This is a genomic window from Pseudomonas sp. CF161 (assembly GCF_000416215.1).
GTDB lineage: Bacteria > Pseudomonadota > Gammaproteobacteria > Pseudomonadales > Pseudomonadaceae > Aquipseudomonas.
In genome coordinates this window covers 1-15,923 of record NZ_ATLP01000101.1, presented here as the reverse complement: position 1 = coordinate 15,923, position 15,923 = coordinate 1, and the positions used below count along the sequence as shown (strand labels likewise).

Here is a 15,923-nt window from a genome sequence, read left to right as displayed (position 1 = left end):
GCCGATGGTAGCGCTGTTTCAGATAGACGTCCGGCTCGCGCCATAAAAAAGGCGGTCATAGCCTTCGCAGGTCGTCGCAAGGCCTGAATATCGGCCAAAGTCGCCTCACGCGCCGGCCGTTTGCCGCTAGAGGCTTGCCGCCGCTTTTACGTTATAATCCCGCCCTTTAGTTGTTTCTCGCCCTTTTGCGAGCACACATTTTCTCAAGGCGCATCGCGCCTGCACGCAGACTAAACGAGGCTAGACCCCTGTGGCATTGACGATTCTTGGCCTGTCCGGCGCCCTTAGCCATGATCCTTCAGCAGCCCTGTACATCGACGGCAAACTGATTGCGGCCGCTGAAGAAGAGCGCTTCGTGCGCGACAAACATGCAAAGAACCGCATGCCCTACGAATCGGCGAAGTTCTGCCTGGAACAGGCCGGGATCAAGCCTTCCGACGTTGACGTGGTGGCGATTCCGTTCGCCCCCATCAGCTTGTTCGGCGAGGCCCGCTGGCACTACGCCAAGCGTTACTGGTACGCCCCGGACCGCGCCCTCGACGCGATCCTGATGGGCAACCGCCGCTACAAGCGCTATCGCAACAAGATCGTCTGGTGCCTCGAGCAACTGGGTTTCGATCCGAAGAAAATCAAGATCGAACCGGTCGAGCACCACCTGGCCCACGCCTCCAGCGCCTACCACTGCTCGGGCTTCCAGGAGAAAACCGCGATCCTCGGGATCGACGGCAAGGGTGAGTACGCCACCACCTTCTTCGGCTACGGCGAAAACGGCAAGATCCACAAGATCAAGGAATTCTACGACCCGGACTCCCTGGGTGGCCTGTACGGCGCGATCACCGAGTTCCTCGGGTTCGAGATGCTCGACGGCGAATTCAAGGTCATGGGCATGGCGCCTTACGGCGATGCCAGCAAGTACGATTTCTCGCGCCTGGCCAGCTTTGAAAACGGCCAGTTGGTGATCAACACCGACTACGCCAACGTCATTGGCCTGCGCCGCTATAAAGAGAAGGGCAAGGGCTTCTACTTCTCGCCAAAACTCATCGAGTGGCTGGGTCCCAAGCGCGAAGGCGACATCGCCGACGAGCCGTACATCCACTACGCGGCCAGCATGCAAGCGCTGTTCGAGAAACTCTCGCTGCAGATGATCGACTACTACCTGGGCGATGTGCTCAAGGAAACCGGCAAGCTGGCCTTCGCTGGCGGTTGTGCGTTGAACGTCAAGCTGAACCAGAAAATCATCGCTCGCGACGACGTCAAGGAACTGTTCGTGCAGCCGGCCTCCGGCGACGCCGGGACCGCAGTCGGCGCAGCGGCCTACGTTTCCCACGCCCGTGGCGTACCGGTGGAGAAGATGGAACACGTCTATCTCGGCCCGTCCTACAGCAACGAAGACGTGATCGCCGCATGCGCCCGTCATCCGAGCAAGCCGGTGTGGCGCAAGCTCGAAGACATGCCGGAAAAAATCGCCAAGATCATGGTCGACGGCAACCCGGTGGCCTGGTTCCAGGGCCGCATGGAGTTCGGCCCGCGCGCCCTGGGCGGTCGCTCGATCATCGGTTGCCCAAGCGCCACCGGCGTGGCCGACCGCATCAACCACCAGATCAAGTTCCGCGAGCGCTGGAGGCCTTTCTGCCCGTCGATGCTCGACACCGTGGCCCCACAGATGATCAAGGTCGATCACCCGGCGCCGTTCATGACCTTCACCTTCGAAGTGGCTGAAGAGTGGAAAACCCGAGTGCCGGAAGTGGTCCATGAAGACGGCACCTCCCGCGCCCAGGTGCTCAAGCGCGAATACAACCCGCGCTACTACGACATGATGAAGGCCCTGGAAGTCCTGACCGGCAACGGCGTCTCCCTGAATACCTCGCTCAACCGCCGTGGCGAACCGATGATCTGCTCGCCGACCGACGCGCTGAACATGTTCTTTGGCTCCGACCTGCAGTACCTGATCATGGAAGATATTTTGGTGGTCAAAGACGGCGCGGATGCTTATGACTCGCTCGGCTGAGCGCCATGTGCTGCAGTTCTGTCACGGATATGACGGGCCTTTTCTGGACTGCGCCCGGCAGTACGCCAGCCTGTTCGTGGGGCGCGGCTATCGGGTGACCACGGTCTTTTTGACCGGTGCCGCGGACGCGGAAGTCGCTGCTGGCTGTGCTTCCGATGAAGTGCTGTTCATGGAGCGCAGTTCCAAGAGTATTCGTGGCCTGAAACTGGGGGCGATCGCCGATTTGCGCAAAATCGTCGCCTCGCGCAATTTCAGTTTCTGTATCGCCCATCGTTTCAAGCCGATCTACATCGCGCTGCTGGGCAGCCGCTTGCCGGTGATTGGCGTGCACCACGCCTTTGGCGACTATCAGCGCGGCAGCCGCAAGCTGTTCGCGCGGATCTTTCGCCAGCGCTTGAGCCTGCTCGGCGTGTCCGATGCGGTGCGCGATGACATTCGTCGCTGCCTGCCGAATTGGTCGCCCGCGCGTATTCAGACCCTCTACAACCGCATTGATATAGACGCCTTGCAGGCGTCTCAGCTGAGCGTGGTCGAAGCCCGCACAGAGCTGGGGCTGTCCGCCAATGCCTGGATCGTCGGCAATGTGGGGCGCTTGCACCCGGATAAAGACCAGGCCACGTTGTTGCGTGGTTTTGCCCTGGCCTTGCCGGGGCTGCCCGAGAACAGCCAGCTGGCAATCATGGGCAGCGGTCGGTTGGAGTCGGACCTCAAGGCCCTGGCTCTTGAGCTGGGGATTGGCGAGCGAGTGCTGTTTCTCGGCCAGGTGGCGCAAGCCCGTCGCTACTTCCGGGCGTTCGACGTGTTTGCCCTGAGTTCCGATCACGAGCCCTTCGGCATGGTGCTGCTGGAAGCCATGGCGGCCGGCGTGCCGCTGTTGGCGACGGCTTGCGGAGGCGCCAGCGAAGTGGTCGAGGGCGTGGGCATTCTGTTCCCATTGGGCGATGCCGAGCACATGGCCCAGGGCCTGAAGCATCTGGCCGCGATGGAGCCCAAGCAGCGCCTGCAATGTGCCGAGCTGATGCTTGATCGCCTGCGTGAGCGTTTTTCGGATCAGGCCGTGCGCGATGCATTCTGGCGTTTGCCATCCGTCACCGACCTGACCGCGAGGGGCTGATGCTTAACCGATTTCAAGGCTGGCGCGAGCGCGGTTGGTCAGTCATCGACGCGCCTGCCTATGCTGCGGCCTGGCAGCGTTTTGGTGGCAGCGTCGCGACCCATCCCCTGGTGGTTGAGCGTCTTGCGGACTTGGCGAACATTCCGGTGCGCTACCTGGCCTGGGAGCAGGACGGCGAGCTGACGGCCGCTATCCCGACCTGGGGGCGCGACTTGGCGCTGTCCAAGGATGTGCTCAAGCGCGCCGGCAAAAAAGGCTTGTTCGACCTCGGCAATGCCGAACTGATTCTGCCTGCCGCGCCTCAGGCCGGGGCGGTCTTGCGTCATCGCGGGCGTTACTTGTCGGCACTCAACGAAGGCCGGTTCACCGCGATCAAGCCCCAGGCCGAGCAATTGGCCATGGCGCGCACGCCGGAAGAACTGTCGAAGAAGTTTCGCTACAACCAGCGTCGCGAGCTGCGGCTGCTGGAAGAGGCGGGGGGCGTGGTGCGTCCGGTCGGAGAGTTTTCCAGTGCCGAACTGGCCGCCATCTACTGCGATCTGTTCCAGCGGCGCTGGGGCTTTGTTGCCACCGGCGCTGAGCACATGGCCCAGGTCATCGAGTTGCTGGGCGAGCTATTGATGGGGTCGGTGATTTTTCTCAACGATGCGCCGATCGCCATCCAGCTGGTCTACCGGGTGGAAGCGCCGGAGTGGATCAGTGTCGAGTACGTCAATGGCGGCGTCGATCCGCAAACCCGCGAGTTCAGCCCGGGCAGCGTGCTGAGTTTCCTCAATACGCAAAGTGCCTGGGAGCAGGCGCGTGCGCTCGGCAAGCCGCTGCGTTTTTCGTTCGGGCGCGCCGACCGTGAATACAAGGACCGTTGGTGCAATCCTGTACCGGTCTTCCAGGTATGAGCCCGCCCATGAGTCGCAAACAGCAACTGCTCAAACGCCATCGGCGTAACAAGCGTATCGCTCTGATGATCGGCCTGTTGGTGTTGCTGGCTGTTGGCGTGCTTGTGGTCTGGTGGCTGCCGTTGCTGCTGGCTGTCCTGGCCTGGGTGGCCCATGAGGCGTGGTTTGCCGATCACCTGTTCTATTCCCCGGGCGATGATTACGACTATCAGTTCGCCGCCGATGAGCAACTGGCGCTGACGCTGGTGGCAGGCCGGTTGACCCTGCCCGAGACCTTGCTGCTGGGGGCTGGCGATACCTTGGTGCTGAAGGTGCGCATCCGGGCCTCCTGGTGCGGGCGGTTTCTCGATCCCGGTGTGAAGATTCTCGGCGGAACTGCCGATCAGCAGGATTTCGAGCGTGGCTCCCGCGGTATTCGCTACCTCAATCTGACCGGTCAGCATGAGGCGCTGCTTGGCGGTCGGCTCCGGCTCCAGGGGCGTTTCTGTAACGTCGCCGAGGCAGTAGAACTGTCCGTTGTGCGTCACCCGGATTACCGAGCACAGCGCTTGCTGGTTATAGCGCCCCACGCCGATGACGCCGAACTTGCGGCTTTTGGCCTGTACAGCAGCGCCGAGGAAAGCTGGGTGGTCACCCTCACTGCGGGTGAAATAGAGGCTGAACATTATCAGGCCATGGGCCTGGATCGAGTCGCCGCCGCCCGATTGAAGGGCTCGTTGCGGGCGTGGGACAGCATCAGCGTGCCGTTGTGGGCGGGCGTGCCCCAGGAGCGTTGTGTGCAACTGGGCTACTTCTGCCTGCAGTTGCCGCAGATGCAGGCTACGCCGAGCGTTGCCGTGCCTTCGCGAGAGGCAGACTTGAGCGATACCCGGTACTTCCGGCGTTTTAATGCCTTTGCCCTGGGCAGTGACGCTGATGGCATTGCGTCATGGGACAACCTGGTGGCTGACCTGGTCGAGCTGATCGAGCGCATCGAGCCGCAGGTGGTTGTCTTGCCGCACCCGTGCTTCGATCCCCATCCCGATCACATCTGTGCCCAGCAGGCGCTGATGCAGGCCCTCACTCGCAGCTCCTGGCAGCCGCAATCGCTGTTGCACTACGCCAACCATCTGCATGATAACGACCGCTGGCCCATGGGCGCCGCCGGCAGTGGCGTGGCCTTGCCGCCACAGCTCGCCAGCCAGGGGCCATTGCGGCCTTGGGCGTTGCCCGTTTCGGAACAGCAACAGTGGCACAAGGCTATGTCCTTGGGCATGATGCACGACTTGCAGCCCGCGCCCCCTTTCAAGCGCCAATTGCGGCGCATTATCCAGCGCTACCTCGCCGCGCGCCGGTGGCCTGCATTCGGTGATAACGAGTTCTTTCGCAAGGCGGTTCGGCAGCACGAATTGTTCTGGGTCGACGAGAACCTCAGTAAGAGAGACAACCCTTGAAAGTCCTGTTTCTGGTGCAGAAAGAACAGCGTGCCATTCTCGACCGGTTCTACGACGGGATCGCTGAGCGTTGCGAGTGCGATATGCGCGAGCTGACCAGCGCTGAACAAGACAATCTGCGCAAGTATTTCCGCGAGCATGTGGATGTCTCGCGTTATGACCGCATTGTTTTTTTCCTGCGCTTCAAGAAAGAGATCAGACAGGTCAGGTTCATACAGACCCTGCCCAACCTGGTTATTCTCGAGCATGACGCCTATCAGAACTATATCCCCTGCAAGTACACCGGAAAGTTCAGCGCCCATTACCGCAAGCTGCCTTGGGCCAGGGTCATCAGTTCCGGGTTCATGGTCAGCGAACGCTTGCGCCAGGAGGGCTTCGACGCGCACTTCGTGCCCAAGGGCTACGATCAGGCGCTGTTGCAGAACCGCGGGCGGGAGCGGGACATCGAACTCGGGTTTGTCGGCAGCCTCAACAGCGTGGCCTATGCCGGGCGCAAAGCCATGCTGGAGTCGGTGGCCGAGGTGGAGAACCTGCTGATCACCCGGACCAAATCGGGTGAGGAATACTGCGAGACCTTGAGTCGTATCCGCTATTTCGTCAGTGCCGATGTCGACATGGGCGAGTACATGATCAAGAACTTCGAGGCCATGGCCTGTGGTTGTGTACTTCTGGCCTATGACCAGGGCGAAGAAGAAAACCGGGCGCTGGGTTTTGTCGATATGCAGAACATCGTGTTGTACCGCACTCGGGAAGAGCTCAGGAGCAAGCTGCAAACGCTGCGCGCCTCTGCCGCCTTGAGTCTGGCCATCGCCCAGGCCGGCCAGACGCTGGTCGAACAACGTTACAGTTTCAGGGCTCTCGGGCACGCCGTAGTCGAGGCCATGAGCGCCCCGCTGCGTGAGCGCGCACCGCTGAGCTGGAAAGAAAAACTACGTCTGTCGTTAGGTTTCTAAGAGCCTGCGGCTACTCCACCCTTAATAAGGCGGTGCACATACATGCTGTTCAGTGAGAGTAGCGATATCTCGGTGATGGTGACCAGTTGCGGGCGTTTCGACTTGCTCAAGCGAACGCTCGAGACATTTGATCGCTTCAATACTGCGCCTATTCGCAAAGTGTTCATTACTGAGGACTCAGGTGATCGGGCCGTCGAAGAATGCATTCCCGAGCACTGGAGACCGCACACGGTTTTTCTCGTCAACAATCCGCGCTTGGGCCAGTTGCGTTCGATTGATCTGGCCTATGGGCAGATTGAGACGCCGTGGATTTTCCATTGCGAAGATGACTGGGACTTCTACCGCGAAGGTTTTATCGAAGAGTCGCAGCAGTTGCTGGAAGACGACCCACAGGCCTTGCAGGTCTGGCTGCGCAGTGCCCATCACGACTTGGCGGTGCACAGCCCTTATGTGTTCTTGAATGAGCGCAAGGTGGCACATGGGATTGCGTTCTATGTGCTGGGCTCGCATAAAGCCGATTGGCAGGGGTTCTCTTTCAACCCAGGGCTGCGCCGACGTGCCGACTACCTGCTGCATGCGCCGTATGCGGCGTTTTCCGGGGAGAAGGATTTGTCCCGGCTGTATGCCCAGGAAAATCGTTATGCGTTGATTCTGGAAAACGATGCGGTTCTGCACACCGGGTTTGGTGAGCATGTGGTGGTTCCTGAAGAGCGTTCGAACAAGCTGCGGCGCAAGCGTCGAGATCGCGTCAAGCTCATGGCAACTTTGATTTTAGGTATGGCGATAGGGTGGTTGCTGCATGGAATTTAATGGCGTGAAGTTAAGCAGAGTGACCACTTACTTCAGTGCGATGTTATGTCTGTTTCTGTTGAGCTTTGTCGTTGGTTGGTCGTCGAAATCGACCAACAACGTGTTTTACGGGCTGATTGCCCTGCCCGGGTTGTTCTTCCTGCTAAAAGGCCACGGCCTCAAGGTCCTCAAAGAGCCATTGGCCTGGCTTTGGCTGGTGTTCATGCTCTGGTTTGCTGTGTCGGCCACGGTATTCGGAGAGATGGAGTTCTATAAACCCATTGTCTACGTCTTATCGTTTGTCTTTATCGTCGCCAGCCTGGTCAGCCCTGATTTTTTCAGAAGCAAAGAGTTTATCCGGGCCCAGTTCTGGATTCTGATTCTCTACATTTACCTGAGCGCGATATACAGCTGGAGCACGGGGCAATTCCCCTTCGGCAGTCGAGTGGCGTTGTTGCCCGCCCGACTGATCAACGTGATTTACGCCAGCATCTGGTTGTTCTGTGCCCTGGCCCTGGCCTTGCCATACTGGGTCAAGACCAAGCGTTGGATTGAGGCCACTGCCGCAGTACTGCTGTCGGTGATTGCCGTGACCTTTGTTCTGCAGACCCGTACCGCTCTGGTGGGCGCGGCATTTCTATTCGGGCTTTGGGTGCTGTATGGCCTTTATCTGCGGCCCAAGGTTGTCGGTAGCATTCTCCTGGTGGGAGCCTTGGTCCTGGGCCTGGTGGTCTGGGGCGTGCATAACGAAGCCTGGTACATCTCGCTGTGGAACCGTGGGGACTCTTACCGAGTCGAGATCTTCAACGTCATGGTCGGCGAGTGGAGAAACTGCGGCTGGATCATGGGCTGCGGCGTCGAATTCCACACTGCGCAATTGTTGGACGGGTTTATGCCGATCCAGCACCCACACAATATCTTCGTGGCCCTGGGTGTCTACACGGGCGCTCCGGCGTTGTTGCTGTTTGTGGTGCTGATGCTGACAAGCCTGCTGGCGGCCTGGCGCCTGCGCGATGCCTGGGGCATGTTCCTGGCCTGTGCGTTGGTGATGCTCAACTTTGATGGCAGTATTTTGGTCCACAGTCCGGATGAGCTGTGGCCGCTGGTACTGATGCCTGCGGCATTGATCCTGGGACGTGTCGCGCAAGCGCGGCAGTTGCAGCGCGGGTAAGGCTTTGCACCCGCCAGCGCTGAGGCGCCGGCGGGTGTTGTTCAGTTTTTATGCAGTTCGCTATTCAATTCGTTTATCGAGCACGTGTTTTGCGCCGCGGCGTAGTGCTCTATAAACACCCCGCCGTGGTTATCCAGCAACCACGCCCGATCTTGGCTGTAACGCAACATGTGTTTGAAGTTGCGCAGGCGCAAGGCCTTGCGCAATGGACGGGAAAAGACTTTCAGGTCGGCAATGTCGATCAGCCCCAACTGCCCTTCAGGTGTCAGCACGATATTGCCCAGGTGCGCAGAGCGAAAGTAAATGCCGCGCTCGTGGAGTATCGCGATGAACGTGCCCAGTTGTGCCCTCAGTGCATCACCACGCAGGCCATCATCCAGCAACTGACGCAGGGTCTGGCCCGGCAGTGGATCATAATGCACGGCATCCCTTTGAATGCTCGAGATCCGGTAAACCTGGCGGATGCTGGGGCAAGGTATCTGGCGTTGGCTCAAGCGTGTGCAGTTATCGGCGAAGCGCTTTGCATAGGGATACCAGGCCGCCGAAGTCAGGAGGCGCTTGCGTCGGAACAGTTTGAGTATCGAGCCATCCGTCAACCGCAGCACCTTATCGCCAGAACCGTCGGCTTCGAGGACTTCAGCTGCTTCGCGCAAAGTGAGGTAGTGATTATGGTCAAGCGCTTGCATCAATACTCCAGAGTTCAACAACAGCAGGCAGGGTTAAGGTACATGGTACCGTAGCTCATCGACTAAAATGGCCTGTGTTATAGTTGCGGGCTCATTTCTCATTCAACGGCTTCTCATGACTACCCCTGATTCGCCTGCGGCGTCGAGCCTGAAGATTTACCTGCGATTGCTGTCGTACGTCCGTCCTTATGCGGGGATGTTCGCGCTCAGTATCCTGGGTTTTGTCATTTTCGCATCGACGCAGCCGATGCTGGCGGGAATCCTCAAGTACTTTGTCGACGGCTTGAGCAACCCCGAGGCCGTACTCTTTCCAAACGTCCCTTACCTGCGTGATCTGCAACTGTTGCAGGCCGTGCCGATGCTGATCGTCCTGATCGCCGCATGGCAGGGGCTGGGTTCGTTTCTGGGTAACTTCTACCTGGCCAAGGTGTCCCTCGGGCTGGTGCATGATCTGCGGGTCGAGCTGTTCAACAAGTTGCTGGTCCTGCCCAATCGATACTTTGACACCCACAACTCCGGGCACCTGATTTCCCGCATCACCTTCAACGTGACCATGGTTACCGGCGCTGCAACGGATGCCATCAAGGTGGTGATCCGCGAAGGCCTGACCGTGGTGTTCCTGTTTGTCTATCTGTTATGGATGAACTGGCAATTGACCCTGGTGATGGTCGCGATCCTGCCGTTGATCGCGGTCATGGTCAGCAGCACCAGCAAGAAATTCCGCAAGCAAAGCAAGAAAATCCAGGTGGCCATGGGTGATGTCACCCACGTGGCCTCCGAAACCATCCAGGGCTATCGCGTCGTGCGCAGCTTTGGTGGCGAGGCCTATGAGCAGCAGCGTTTCGCCCTGGCCAGCCAGAGCAACACCGACAAGCAACTGCGCATGACCAAGACCGGCGCGGTGTACACGCCCATGCTGCAGTTGGTGATTTATTCGGCCATGGCGGTGCTGATGTTCCTGGTGCTGTTCCTGCGTGGGGATGCCACGGCGGGTGACCTGGTGGCCTACATCACCGCTGCCGGCCTGTTGCCCAAGCCCATCCGCCAGTTGTCGGAAGTCAGCTCGACCATTCAGAAGGGCGTGGCTGGCGCGGAAAGCATCTTTGAGCAACTGGATGTCGAGCCTGAATCGGACACCGGCACCGTCGAACTCGAGCGTGTCGAAGGTCGGCTGGAGGTGCGTAACCTGAGCTTCACCTACCCGGGCACCGAGCGCGAAGTGCTGCGTGATATCAGCTTCAGTGCCGATCCAGGACAGATGATTGCCCTGGTTGGGCGCTCTGGCAGTGGCAAATCCACATTGGCTGCACTTATTCCGCGCTTTTATCACCACGATATCGGGCAGATTCTGCTGGATGGTGTCGAGGTCGAAAACTACCGCCTGCGCAACTTGCGTCGACATGTGGCCCAAGTGACCCAGCATGTGACCCTGTTCAACGACACCATCGCCAACAACATTGCCTATGGCGACCTGGCAGGAGCTCCGCGCGAGGATATCGAGAAGGCGGCCAAGGATGCCTACGCGATGGACTTCATCGCGCAAATGCCCCAGGGGCTGGATACCCAGGTCGGAGAGAACGGTGTGCTCCTGTCTGGCGGTCAGCGTCAGCGCTTGGCAATTGCCCGGGCACTGCTGAAAAACGCCCCGCTGTTGATTCTCGACGAGGCAACGTCTGCGCTGGATACCGAATCCGAGCGGCATATCCAGGCTGCGCTGGACAAGGTCATGAAAGGCCGTACGACCCTGGTGATTGCACACCGGCTGTCGACCATCGAGAAGGCCGACCTGATTCTGGTCATGGATCAGGGGCAGATTGTCGAGCGCGGCACCCATACGCAGTTGTTGGAGCAGAACGGCTATTACTCCCGACTGCACGCTATGGGGCTGGAAGAGCCCGTTCATAACGATATTGCCTGACCGGTAAAAGGCAGTGGCCAGGCCACTGCCAATCAGGCCCACATTGTGCAAGGCAATGGGGCCTGGTTTGTATCCGGATATTTACTGTCTTGACCAAGCCTAAATAATTTCTCCTGCCGTGCTTGTTATGGTTTCCCGCTATTAGTCGAATGATCGACGGGGCTATCCCCGCCGCGTGGGGGCTGGAATGCTGCAACGCTATGTGTGGAAGTTATTGCCCAAATCCCAGCGCACCCTGCTGCTGGGGCGCCTGTCGGTAGTGGATCGCCATGCCGTGAATAAATCCATGTCGGCCGATGTTCGCTTTCCCGAGGCGTTCACCAAACACTCCTGCCTGTACATCCATGTCCCCAAATGTGCCGGCAGCAGTGTGTGCGCCGCGTTGTTCGGGGGCTGGAGCCCGGGGCATCTGCCGTTGTACTGGTACGAGCAGCAGTTCCCGCACGCGTTTGCCAGCAGTTTCAAGTTCGCCTTCGTCCGTGACCCTCTGGCGCGGGCCTACTCGGCCTATACCTTTCTGCGAAGCAATCGGCTCAACCCCAGGGATCAGCCGGCCCAGGTGCTGGTCAACCAGTATCGGGATTTCGACGACTTCGTGGCGCGCTGGCTGCGACCGGACACCATCCGCAAGCAGATCCATTTTGCTCCGCAGAGTGACTTTCTCACCGACTCCCTGGGGCACATGTCGCTGGACTTCATCGGCTATCAGGAGCACTTGCCGCGTGATTTCGAGCTGGTCTGCGAACACTTGGGCATCCACCCGCGACTGCCGCTGCTGAACGCTTCCTGTCAGCCCGCCAAGGGCTCTGTGCGGGACCTGTGCTCAGTGCGTACCCGGCGCCTGGTGCGTCGGGTCTATGAACGCGATTACGAGATGCTGGGTTATGAATAAGCCGCTGCTCGCTGCCGTGGAACAACCGCAGATCCGTCCCTATGCGCTGTCATTGTCGTGCGCTTCCCGGGCAGCCCTGAAGCAGCAGAAGCCGTGCTGCCTCTGGTTGACCGGGCTGTCCGGTGCGGGCAAGTCGACCCTGGCCAACCTGCTGGAACTGCGCCTCAACCAACTGGGGCGGCACACTTTTATCCTCGATGGCGACAACGTGCGCCATGGCCTGTGCAGCGATCTGGGGATGAGCGCCGAGGCGCGCAAGGAAAATATCCGGCGCATGGCCGAAGTGGCGCGCTTGATGGTGGATGCCGGCCTGTTGGTCATCGTCTCGGCCATTTCGCCATTTCGCGCTGATCGTGAGACAGCCCGCGCCCTGTTCGAGCCTGGCGAGTTTCTTGAGGTGTACATCAGCACGGCGTTTGCGACCTGTGCAGAACGCGATCCAAAAGGCCTGTATCAAGCCGCGTTGGCTGGACAGATCAAGGATTTCACCGGCTTGGACAGCCCCTACGAAGCACCGCTGCAGGCGGACTGTGAAATTGATACCGCCCGGGTCGGGGTCGAGCAGGCCACGGCCCGCCTGTTGCAGCTTCTACTCGAAAAGTAAGCCGCTGAAAAACTTCAAGACCCAGGCTAAAGCCATAGAACTTGACGGCGCCAACCCTGTGTTAATATCGCGCCCCTGTTCATTTTGTATGTGGGTTGCACCATGAAGTTGTCCATGCCGCGATTCGATCAAGCCCCTGTCTTGGTGGTCGGCGATGTCATGCTCGACCGTTACTGGCATGGTGGTACCTCACGGATTTCCCCTGAGGCGCCGGTGCCGGTGGTCAAGGTCGAGCAGATCGAGGACCGCCCGGGCGGTGCCGCCAACGTTGCCCTGAACATTGCCGCCCTGGGCGCGCCGGCGTCCCTGGTCGGGGTGACCGGTGACGATGAAGCCGCCGACAGCCTGGCCAATAGCCTGCGCGGCGCCGGTGTGCGGGCGTTGTTCCAGCGCATCCCGCATCAGCCGACCATCGTCAAGCTGCGGGTCATGAGCCGTCACCAGCAGCTGTTGCGCATCGACTTTGAAGAGCCCTTCGCCACCGACGCCCTGGCCCTGGGTGCGGAAGTGGACGCGCTGCTCGAAGGCATCAAGGTCCTGGTGCTGTCCGACTACGGCAAAGGCGCCCTGAAGAATCACCAGGCGCTGATCCAGGCTGCCCGCGCCCGCGGCATCCCGGTGCTGGCGGACCCCAAAGGCAAGGACTTCTCGGTCTATCGTGGCGCGAGCCTGATCACACCGAATCTCAACGAGTTCGAAACCATCGTCGGCGGCTGCGCCGATGAGCACGAGCTGGTCAGCAAGGGTGCGCAGTTGATGCACGACCTGGAGCTGGGCGCCTTGCTGGTCACGCGCGGCGAACACGGCATGACCCTGTTGCGTCCCGATCACGCGGCGCTGCATTTGCCAGCGCGGGCGCGTGAGGTGTTTGACGTCACCGGTGCCGGCGACACAGTGATCTCGACCCTGGCGGCGGCGATCGCGGCCGGTGAAGAGCTGCCCCACGCGGTGGCCCTGGCCAACCTGGCGGCGAGCATCGTGGTCGGCAAATTGGGTACCGCCTCCATCAGCGCGCCGGAACTGCGGCGCGCCATCCAGCGCGAGGAAGGCTCCGAGCGCGGCGTGCTGAGCCTCGACCAACTGCTGCTGGCCATCGACGATGCCCGGGCGCACAAGGAAAAGATCGTCTTCACCAACGGTTGCTTCGACATCCTGCATGCCGGCCACGTGACCTACCTCGAACAGGCCCGGGCCCAGGGCGATCGCTTGATTGTCGCGGTCAACGACGATGCTTCGGTCAGCCGCCTGAAAGGGCCTGGACGGCCGATCAACAGTGTCGACCGCCGCATGGCGGTACTGGCCGGCCTCGGCGCGGTGGACTGGGTGATCAGCTTCCCTGAGGGCACCCCGGAGAACCTGCTGAGCCAGGTGCGGCCGGATGTGCTGGTCAAGGGCGGCGACTACGGTATCGACCAGGTGGTCGGCGCCGATATCGTGGCGGCCTATGGCGGCACGGTGAAGGTGCTGGGGCTGGTGGAGAACAGCTCGACCACCGCGATCGTCGAGAAGATCCGCAAGACCTGAGTGAGCGCTGGGCGCCATGCCGACTCCGCTGCCGGAGCGGCGTGGCGGCCTTCAACGCTGCCGGCTGGCCTTGGCCGGCACGATCTTGCGCAGTATCTGCCGCGCCCTGCCGGTCAGGCGCTTGAGTTTCGAGTCCTTTTCCGGTGCGCTCAGGCCCTGCTGCCGCAGCCAATCCTTCCAGCGAATCCGCTCATCACGCACCAGCCAACCGTCCTGTTGGGCGAAGCTTTCCGCCAGGTATAAACCGCGGGTGCTGGCGGGTTGCAGCTGGTCTTTTTTCAGGGTGTAGAGCTCGGCGCAGGGCTGGCCGTCCTGCAAGGGCATCAGGTACAGGTCCGGGCGCTTGCGGTCCAGACGCGCGACCAGTTGGTCGCCTTCCAGGCGTTCATCGACATGGAACAGGCTCAGGGACTTGGCTTCCTTGGGGATCTCCAGGCGCAGGTCGTAGATCAGTTGCAGCGACGCGGTCGGCAAGTGCACGTAGGCCCGTGGGCGTTCGATCAATTGCAGGTTGGCGCAGCGCACCGGGCGCGCGGCGCCGGACAGCGGCGTCAGGCGAAAGGGCAGGGCCTCGCGATAATGCAGTGCATTGGCGTAGGGCGCGGGCAGCCAGGTGTCGTTGAAACGGCCGCTGAGCCAGCCCTCCGGGGTTTCCAGCAGGCACTCCTCGGCGATCTCCTGAATCGCGGTGTGCAGCGGCAGGTTCAGCTCCTGGGCCGGCACATAGCCGGAGATGAGTTTGAGCACCACGTCGCCACGGTCCTGGCGCCGTTGCCGGACCAGCACCCAGTAATCGCGGTTTTGCCAGTGCAGGGTCAGGCGCACCGAGACCCCGAGGTTGGCCAGCTCCACGGAAAAGCGCTCGGCGTCTTCCACCGTGACCGGGCGCCGGCGTTGCAGGGTCTGGGAGAAATTGAGCGGCATCCCGACGCTCTGGTAGCTCAGGCCTTCGGGAGTCGCTTCGACGAACAGGGGCAGGGTCTTGAAGTTGCTGGGGTTCTTTCTTATGAGCGTTCGCGGCATGTCGGCTCCTTCTTGCGTCGGGGTCGGCCGCATGGGCGGCATCAGTTTTTGCGCAGGACCTGCGCCACAGTGGCCACATTGTGCGCCAGGTGCAGTGGATTGATGGTCCCGACAATAGCACTGGCAACACCGGGCTGGTCAAACAGCAGTTCAAAGCTGGCCCGCACCGGATCGACGCCCGGGCTCAGGCACGCATGGCCACTGGCCAGGGCTTTTTTTACCAGGATGCCTTTGCCGTGGGCATCGGCATATTCAATGACCGCCTGCTCGCTGCGTTCGTTCAGATTGTAGGTGACCATCGCGCAGTCACCGTGCTCCAGGGCCTTGAGACCGCCTTCGACGGTTTTTCCGGAGAAGCCGAAACCGCGGATCTTGCCCTCGCCCTTGAGCTCGGCCAGGGTCTGGTAGACCTCGCACTGCTCAAGAATCATCAGGTCGTTGCCGTCGGAGTGCACCAGCACCAGGTCGATGAAGTCGGTTTCCAGCCGTTGCAGGCTGCGCTCCACCGAAAGCCGCGTGTGCTCGGCGCTGAAGTCGTGCCGGGACTGGCCCTCGCTGAATTCTTCGCCGACCTTGCTGACGATCACCCAGTCCTGACGTTGCCCGCGCAACAGCGGGCCCAGGCGCTCTTCGCTGCGGCCATAGGCCGGCGCGGTATCGATCAGGTTGATCCCCAGGTCGCGGCTCATTTTCAGCAGCATGCGCGCTTCGTCGTCATCGGGAATCTGGAAGCCATTGGGGTACTTCACCCCCTGGTCACGGCCGAGCTTGACGGTGCCCAGGCCCAGGGGCGAGACCAGCAGGCCGGTGTCGCCCAGGGGCCTGTGGAACGGGTGCAGGGTCGCGAGGCTCATGGCAGCAGCTGCTCCCAGGCGGGCTGGGCCAGCGGCGGTTTGGGCAGGTCGGGCAGGG

General features: G+C 60.8%; 14 protein-coding genes. 11 read left to right on the top strand and 3 right to left on the bottom strand.

Annotated features, from left to right (window positions below):
* Positions 1-250: 250 nt before the first annotated feature.
* Genes CF161_RS22545 through CF161_RS22515 form a run of 7 tightly spaced genes read left to right on the top strand, consistent with a single transcriptional unit; the run spans position 251 to position 8,364 of the window.
* Entirely contained in the window at positions 251-2,008 is a 1,758-nt protein-coding gene (locus tag CF161_RS22545) for a carbamoyltransferase (RefSeq protein WP_020298928.1), read from the top strand.
* The gene (locus CF161_RS22540) at positions 1,992-3,122 is read left to right on the top strand and encodes a glycosyltransferase (protein WP_020298927.1); all 1,131 of its coding nucleotides are present in this window, start codon (positions 1,992-1,994) and stop codon (positions 3,120-3,122) included. Before CF161_RS22545 ends, CF161_RS22540 begins: the two co-directional genes overlap by 17 nt.
* Positions 3,122-4,018 (top strand): antimicrobial resistance protein Mig-14, encoded by an 897-nt coding sequence (locus CF161_RS22535; RefSeq protein WP_020298926.1) that lies wholly within the window; start codon positions 3,122-3,124, stop codon positions 4,016-4,018. The genes CF161_RS22540 and CF161_RS22535 overlap by 1 nt, the downstream gene beginning before the upstream one ends.
* Before the next feature lie 8 nt (positions 4,019-4,026).
* Complete coding sequence (locus tag CF161_RS22530; protein WP_020298925.1) at positions 4,027-5,451, top strand: PIG-L deacetylase family protein; 1,425 nt, start codon at positions 4,027-4,029, stop codon at positions 5,449-5,451.
* Positions 5,448-6,404, top strand: a complete 957-nt coding sequence (locus CF161_RS22525; RefSeq protein ID WP_020298924.1) for a glycosyltransferase — start codon at positions 5,448-5,450, stop codon at positions 6,402-6,404. Before CF161_RS22530 ends, CF161_RS22525 begins: the two co-directional genes overlap by 4 nt.
* A 42-nt stretch (positions 6,405-6,446) precedes the next feature.
* Positions 6,447-7,214 (top strand): hypothetical protein, encoded by a 768-nt coding sequence (locus CF161_RS22520; protein WP_020298923.1) that lies wholly within the window; start codon positions 6,447-6,449, stop codon positions 7,212-7,214.
* Complete coding sequence (locus tag CF161_RS22515; protein WP_043230157.1) at positions 7,204-8,364, top strand: O-antigen ligase family protein; 1,161 nt, start codon at positions 7,204-7,206, stop codon at positions 8,362-8,364. The genes CF161_RS22520 and CF161_RS22515 overlap by 11 nt, the downstream gene beginning before the upstream one ends.
* A gap of 41 nt (positions 8,365-8,405) precedes the next feature.
* On the opposite strand, the gene CF161_RS22510 is transcribed toward CF161_RS22515, so the two are convergent.
* Positions 8,406-9,050: a hypothetical protein gene (locus tag CF161_RS22510; RefSeq protein WP_020298921.1), complete on the bottom strand. Its 645-nt coding sequence runs from the start codon at positions 9,048-9,050 to the stop codon at positions 8,406-8,408.
* Positions 9,051-9,165: 115 nt separating this feature from the next.
* Between CF161_RS22510 and msbA the strand changes: the two genes are divergently transcribed.
* The 4 genes from msbA to hldE all read left to right on the top strand — a co-directional run bounded on the left by msbA (position 9,166) and on the right by hldE (position 13,988).
* A complete protein-coding gene (gene msbA, locus CF161_RS22505; protein WP_020298920.1) occupies positions 9,166-10,968 on the top strand; it encodes a lipid A export permease/ATP-binding protein MsbA in 1,803 nt (600 codons plus the stop codon).
* Positions 10,969-11,155: 187 nt separating this feature from the next.
* Positions 11,156-11,860 carry a sulfotransferase family 2 domain-containing protein gene (locus CF161_RS22500; RefSeq protein ID WP_020298919.1) on the top strand — a complete coding sequence of 235 codons (705 nt, stop codon included), beginning with the start codon at positions 11,156-11,158 and terminating at the stop codon, positions 11,858-11,860.
* Complete coding sequence (cysC, locus tag CF161_RS22495; RefSeq protein ID WP_020298918.1) at positions 11,853-12,464, top strand: adenylyl-sulfate kinase; 612 nt, start codon at positions 11,853-11,855, stop codon at positions 12,462-12,464. The genes CF161_RS22500 and cysC overlap by 8 nt, the downstream gene beginning before the upstream one ends.
* Before the next feature lie 102 nt (positions 12,465-12,566).
* On the top strand, positions 12,567-13,988 hold the full coding sequence (gene hldE / locus CF161_RS22490) for a bifunctional D-glycero-beta-D-manno-heptose-7-phosphate kinase/D-glycero-beta-D-manno-heptose 1-phosphate adenylyltransferase HldE (protein ID WP_020298917.1): 1,422 nt from the start codon (positions 12,567-12,569) through the stop codon (positions 13,986-13,988).
* Between the two features lie 51 nt (positions 13,989-14,039).
* Here hldE and CF161_RS22485 read toward each other — a convergent pair whose 3' ends face one another.
* Together CF161_RS22485 and CF161_RS22480 are read right to left on the bottom strand one after the other, a co-directional pair.
* The gene (locus CF161_RS22485) at positions 14,040-15,011 is read right to left on the bottom strand and encodes a hypothetical protein (protein ID WP_020298916.1); all 972 of its coding nucleotides are present in this window, start codon (positions 15,009-15,011) and stop codon (positions 14,040-14,042) included.
* A gap of 41 nt (positions 15,012-15,052) precedes the next feature.
* Entirely contained in the window at positions 15,053-15,865 is an 813-nt protein-coding gene (locus CF161_RS22480) for an aldo/keto reductase (RefSeq protein WP_020298915.1), read from the bottom strand.
* Positions 15,866-15,923 lie beyond the last annotated feature (58 nt).

What these genes read in the sequence shown, in the direction of transcription:
- CF161_RS22540 (WP_020298927.1), top strand. Translation starts at nt 1,992, where the DNA reads ATGACTCGCTCGGCTGAGCGCCATGTGCTGCAGTTCTGTCACGGATAT.
- CF161_RS22535 (WP_020298926.1), top strand. Translation starts at nt 3,122, where the DNA reads ATGCTTAACCGATTTCAAGGCTGGCGCGAGCGCGGTTGGTCAGTCATC.
- CF161_RS22530 (WP_020298925.1), top strand. Translation starts at nt 4,027, where the DNA reads ATGAGTCGCAAACAGCAACTGCTCAAACGCCATCGGCGTAACAAGCGT.
- CF161_RS22520 (WP_020298923.1), top strand. Translation starts at nt 6,447, where the DNA reads ATGCTGTTCAGTGAGAGTAGCGATATCTCGGTGATGGTGACCAGTTGC.
- CF161_RS22515 (WP_043230157.1), top strand. Translation starts at nt 7,204, where the DNA reads ATGGAATTTAATGGCGTGAAGTTAAGCAGAGTGACCACTTACTTCAGT.
- CF161_RS22510 (WP_020298921.1), bottom strand. Translation starts at nt 9,050, where the DNA reads ATGCAAGCGCTTGACCATAATCACTACCTCACTTTGCGCGAAGCAGCT.
- msbA (WP_020298920.1), top strand. Translation starts at nt 9,166, where the DNA reads ATGACTACCCCTGATTCGCCTGCGGCGTCGAGCCTGAAGATTTACCTG.
- CF161_RS22500 (WP_020298919.1), top strand. Translation starts at nt 11,156, where the DNA reads ATGCTGCAACGCTATGTGTGGAAGTTATTGCCCAAATCCCAGCGCACC.
- cysC (WP_020298918.1), top strand. Translation starts at nt 11,853, where the DNA reads ATGAATAAGCCGCTGCTCGCTGCCGTGGAACAACCGCAGATCCGTCCC.
- hldE (WP_020298917.1), top strand. Translation starts at nt 12,567, where the DNA reads ATGAAGTTGTCCATGCCGCGATTCGATCAAGCCCCTGTCTTGGTGGTC.
- CF161_RS22485 (WP_020298916.1), bottom strand. Translation starts at nt 15,011, where the DNA reads ATGCCGCGAACGCTCATAAGAAAGAACCCCAGCAACTTCAAGACCCTG.
- CF161_RS22480 (WP_020298915.1), bottom strand. Translation starts at nt 15,865, where the DNA reads ATGAGCCTCGCGACCCTGCACCCGTTCCACAGGCCCCTGGGCGACACC.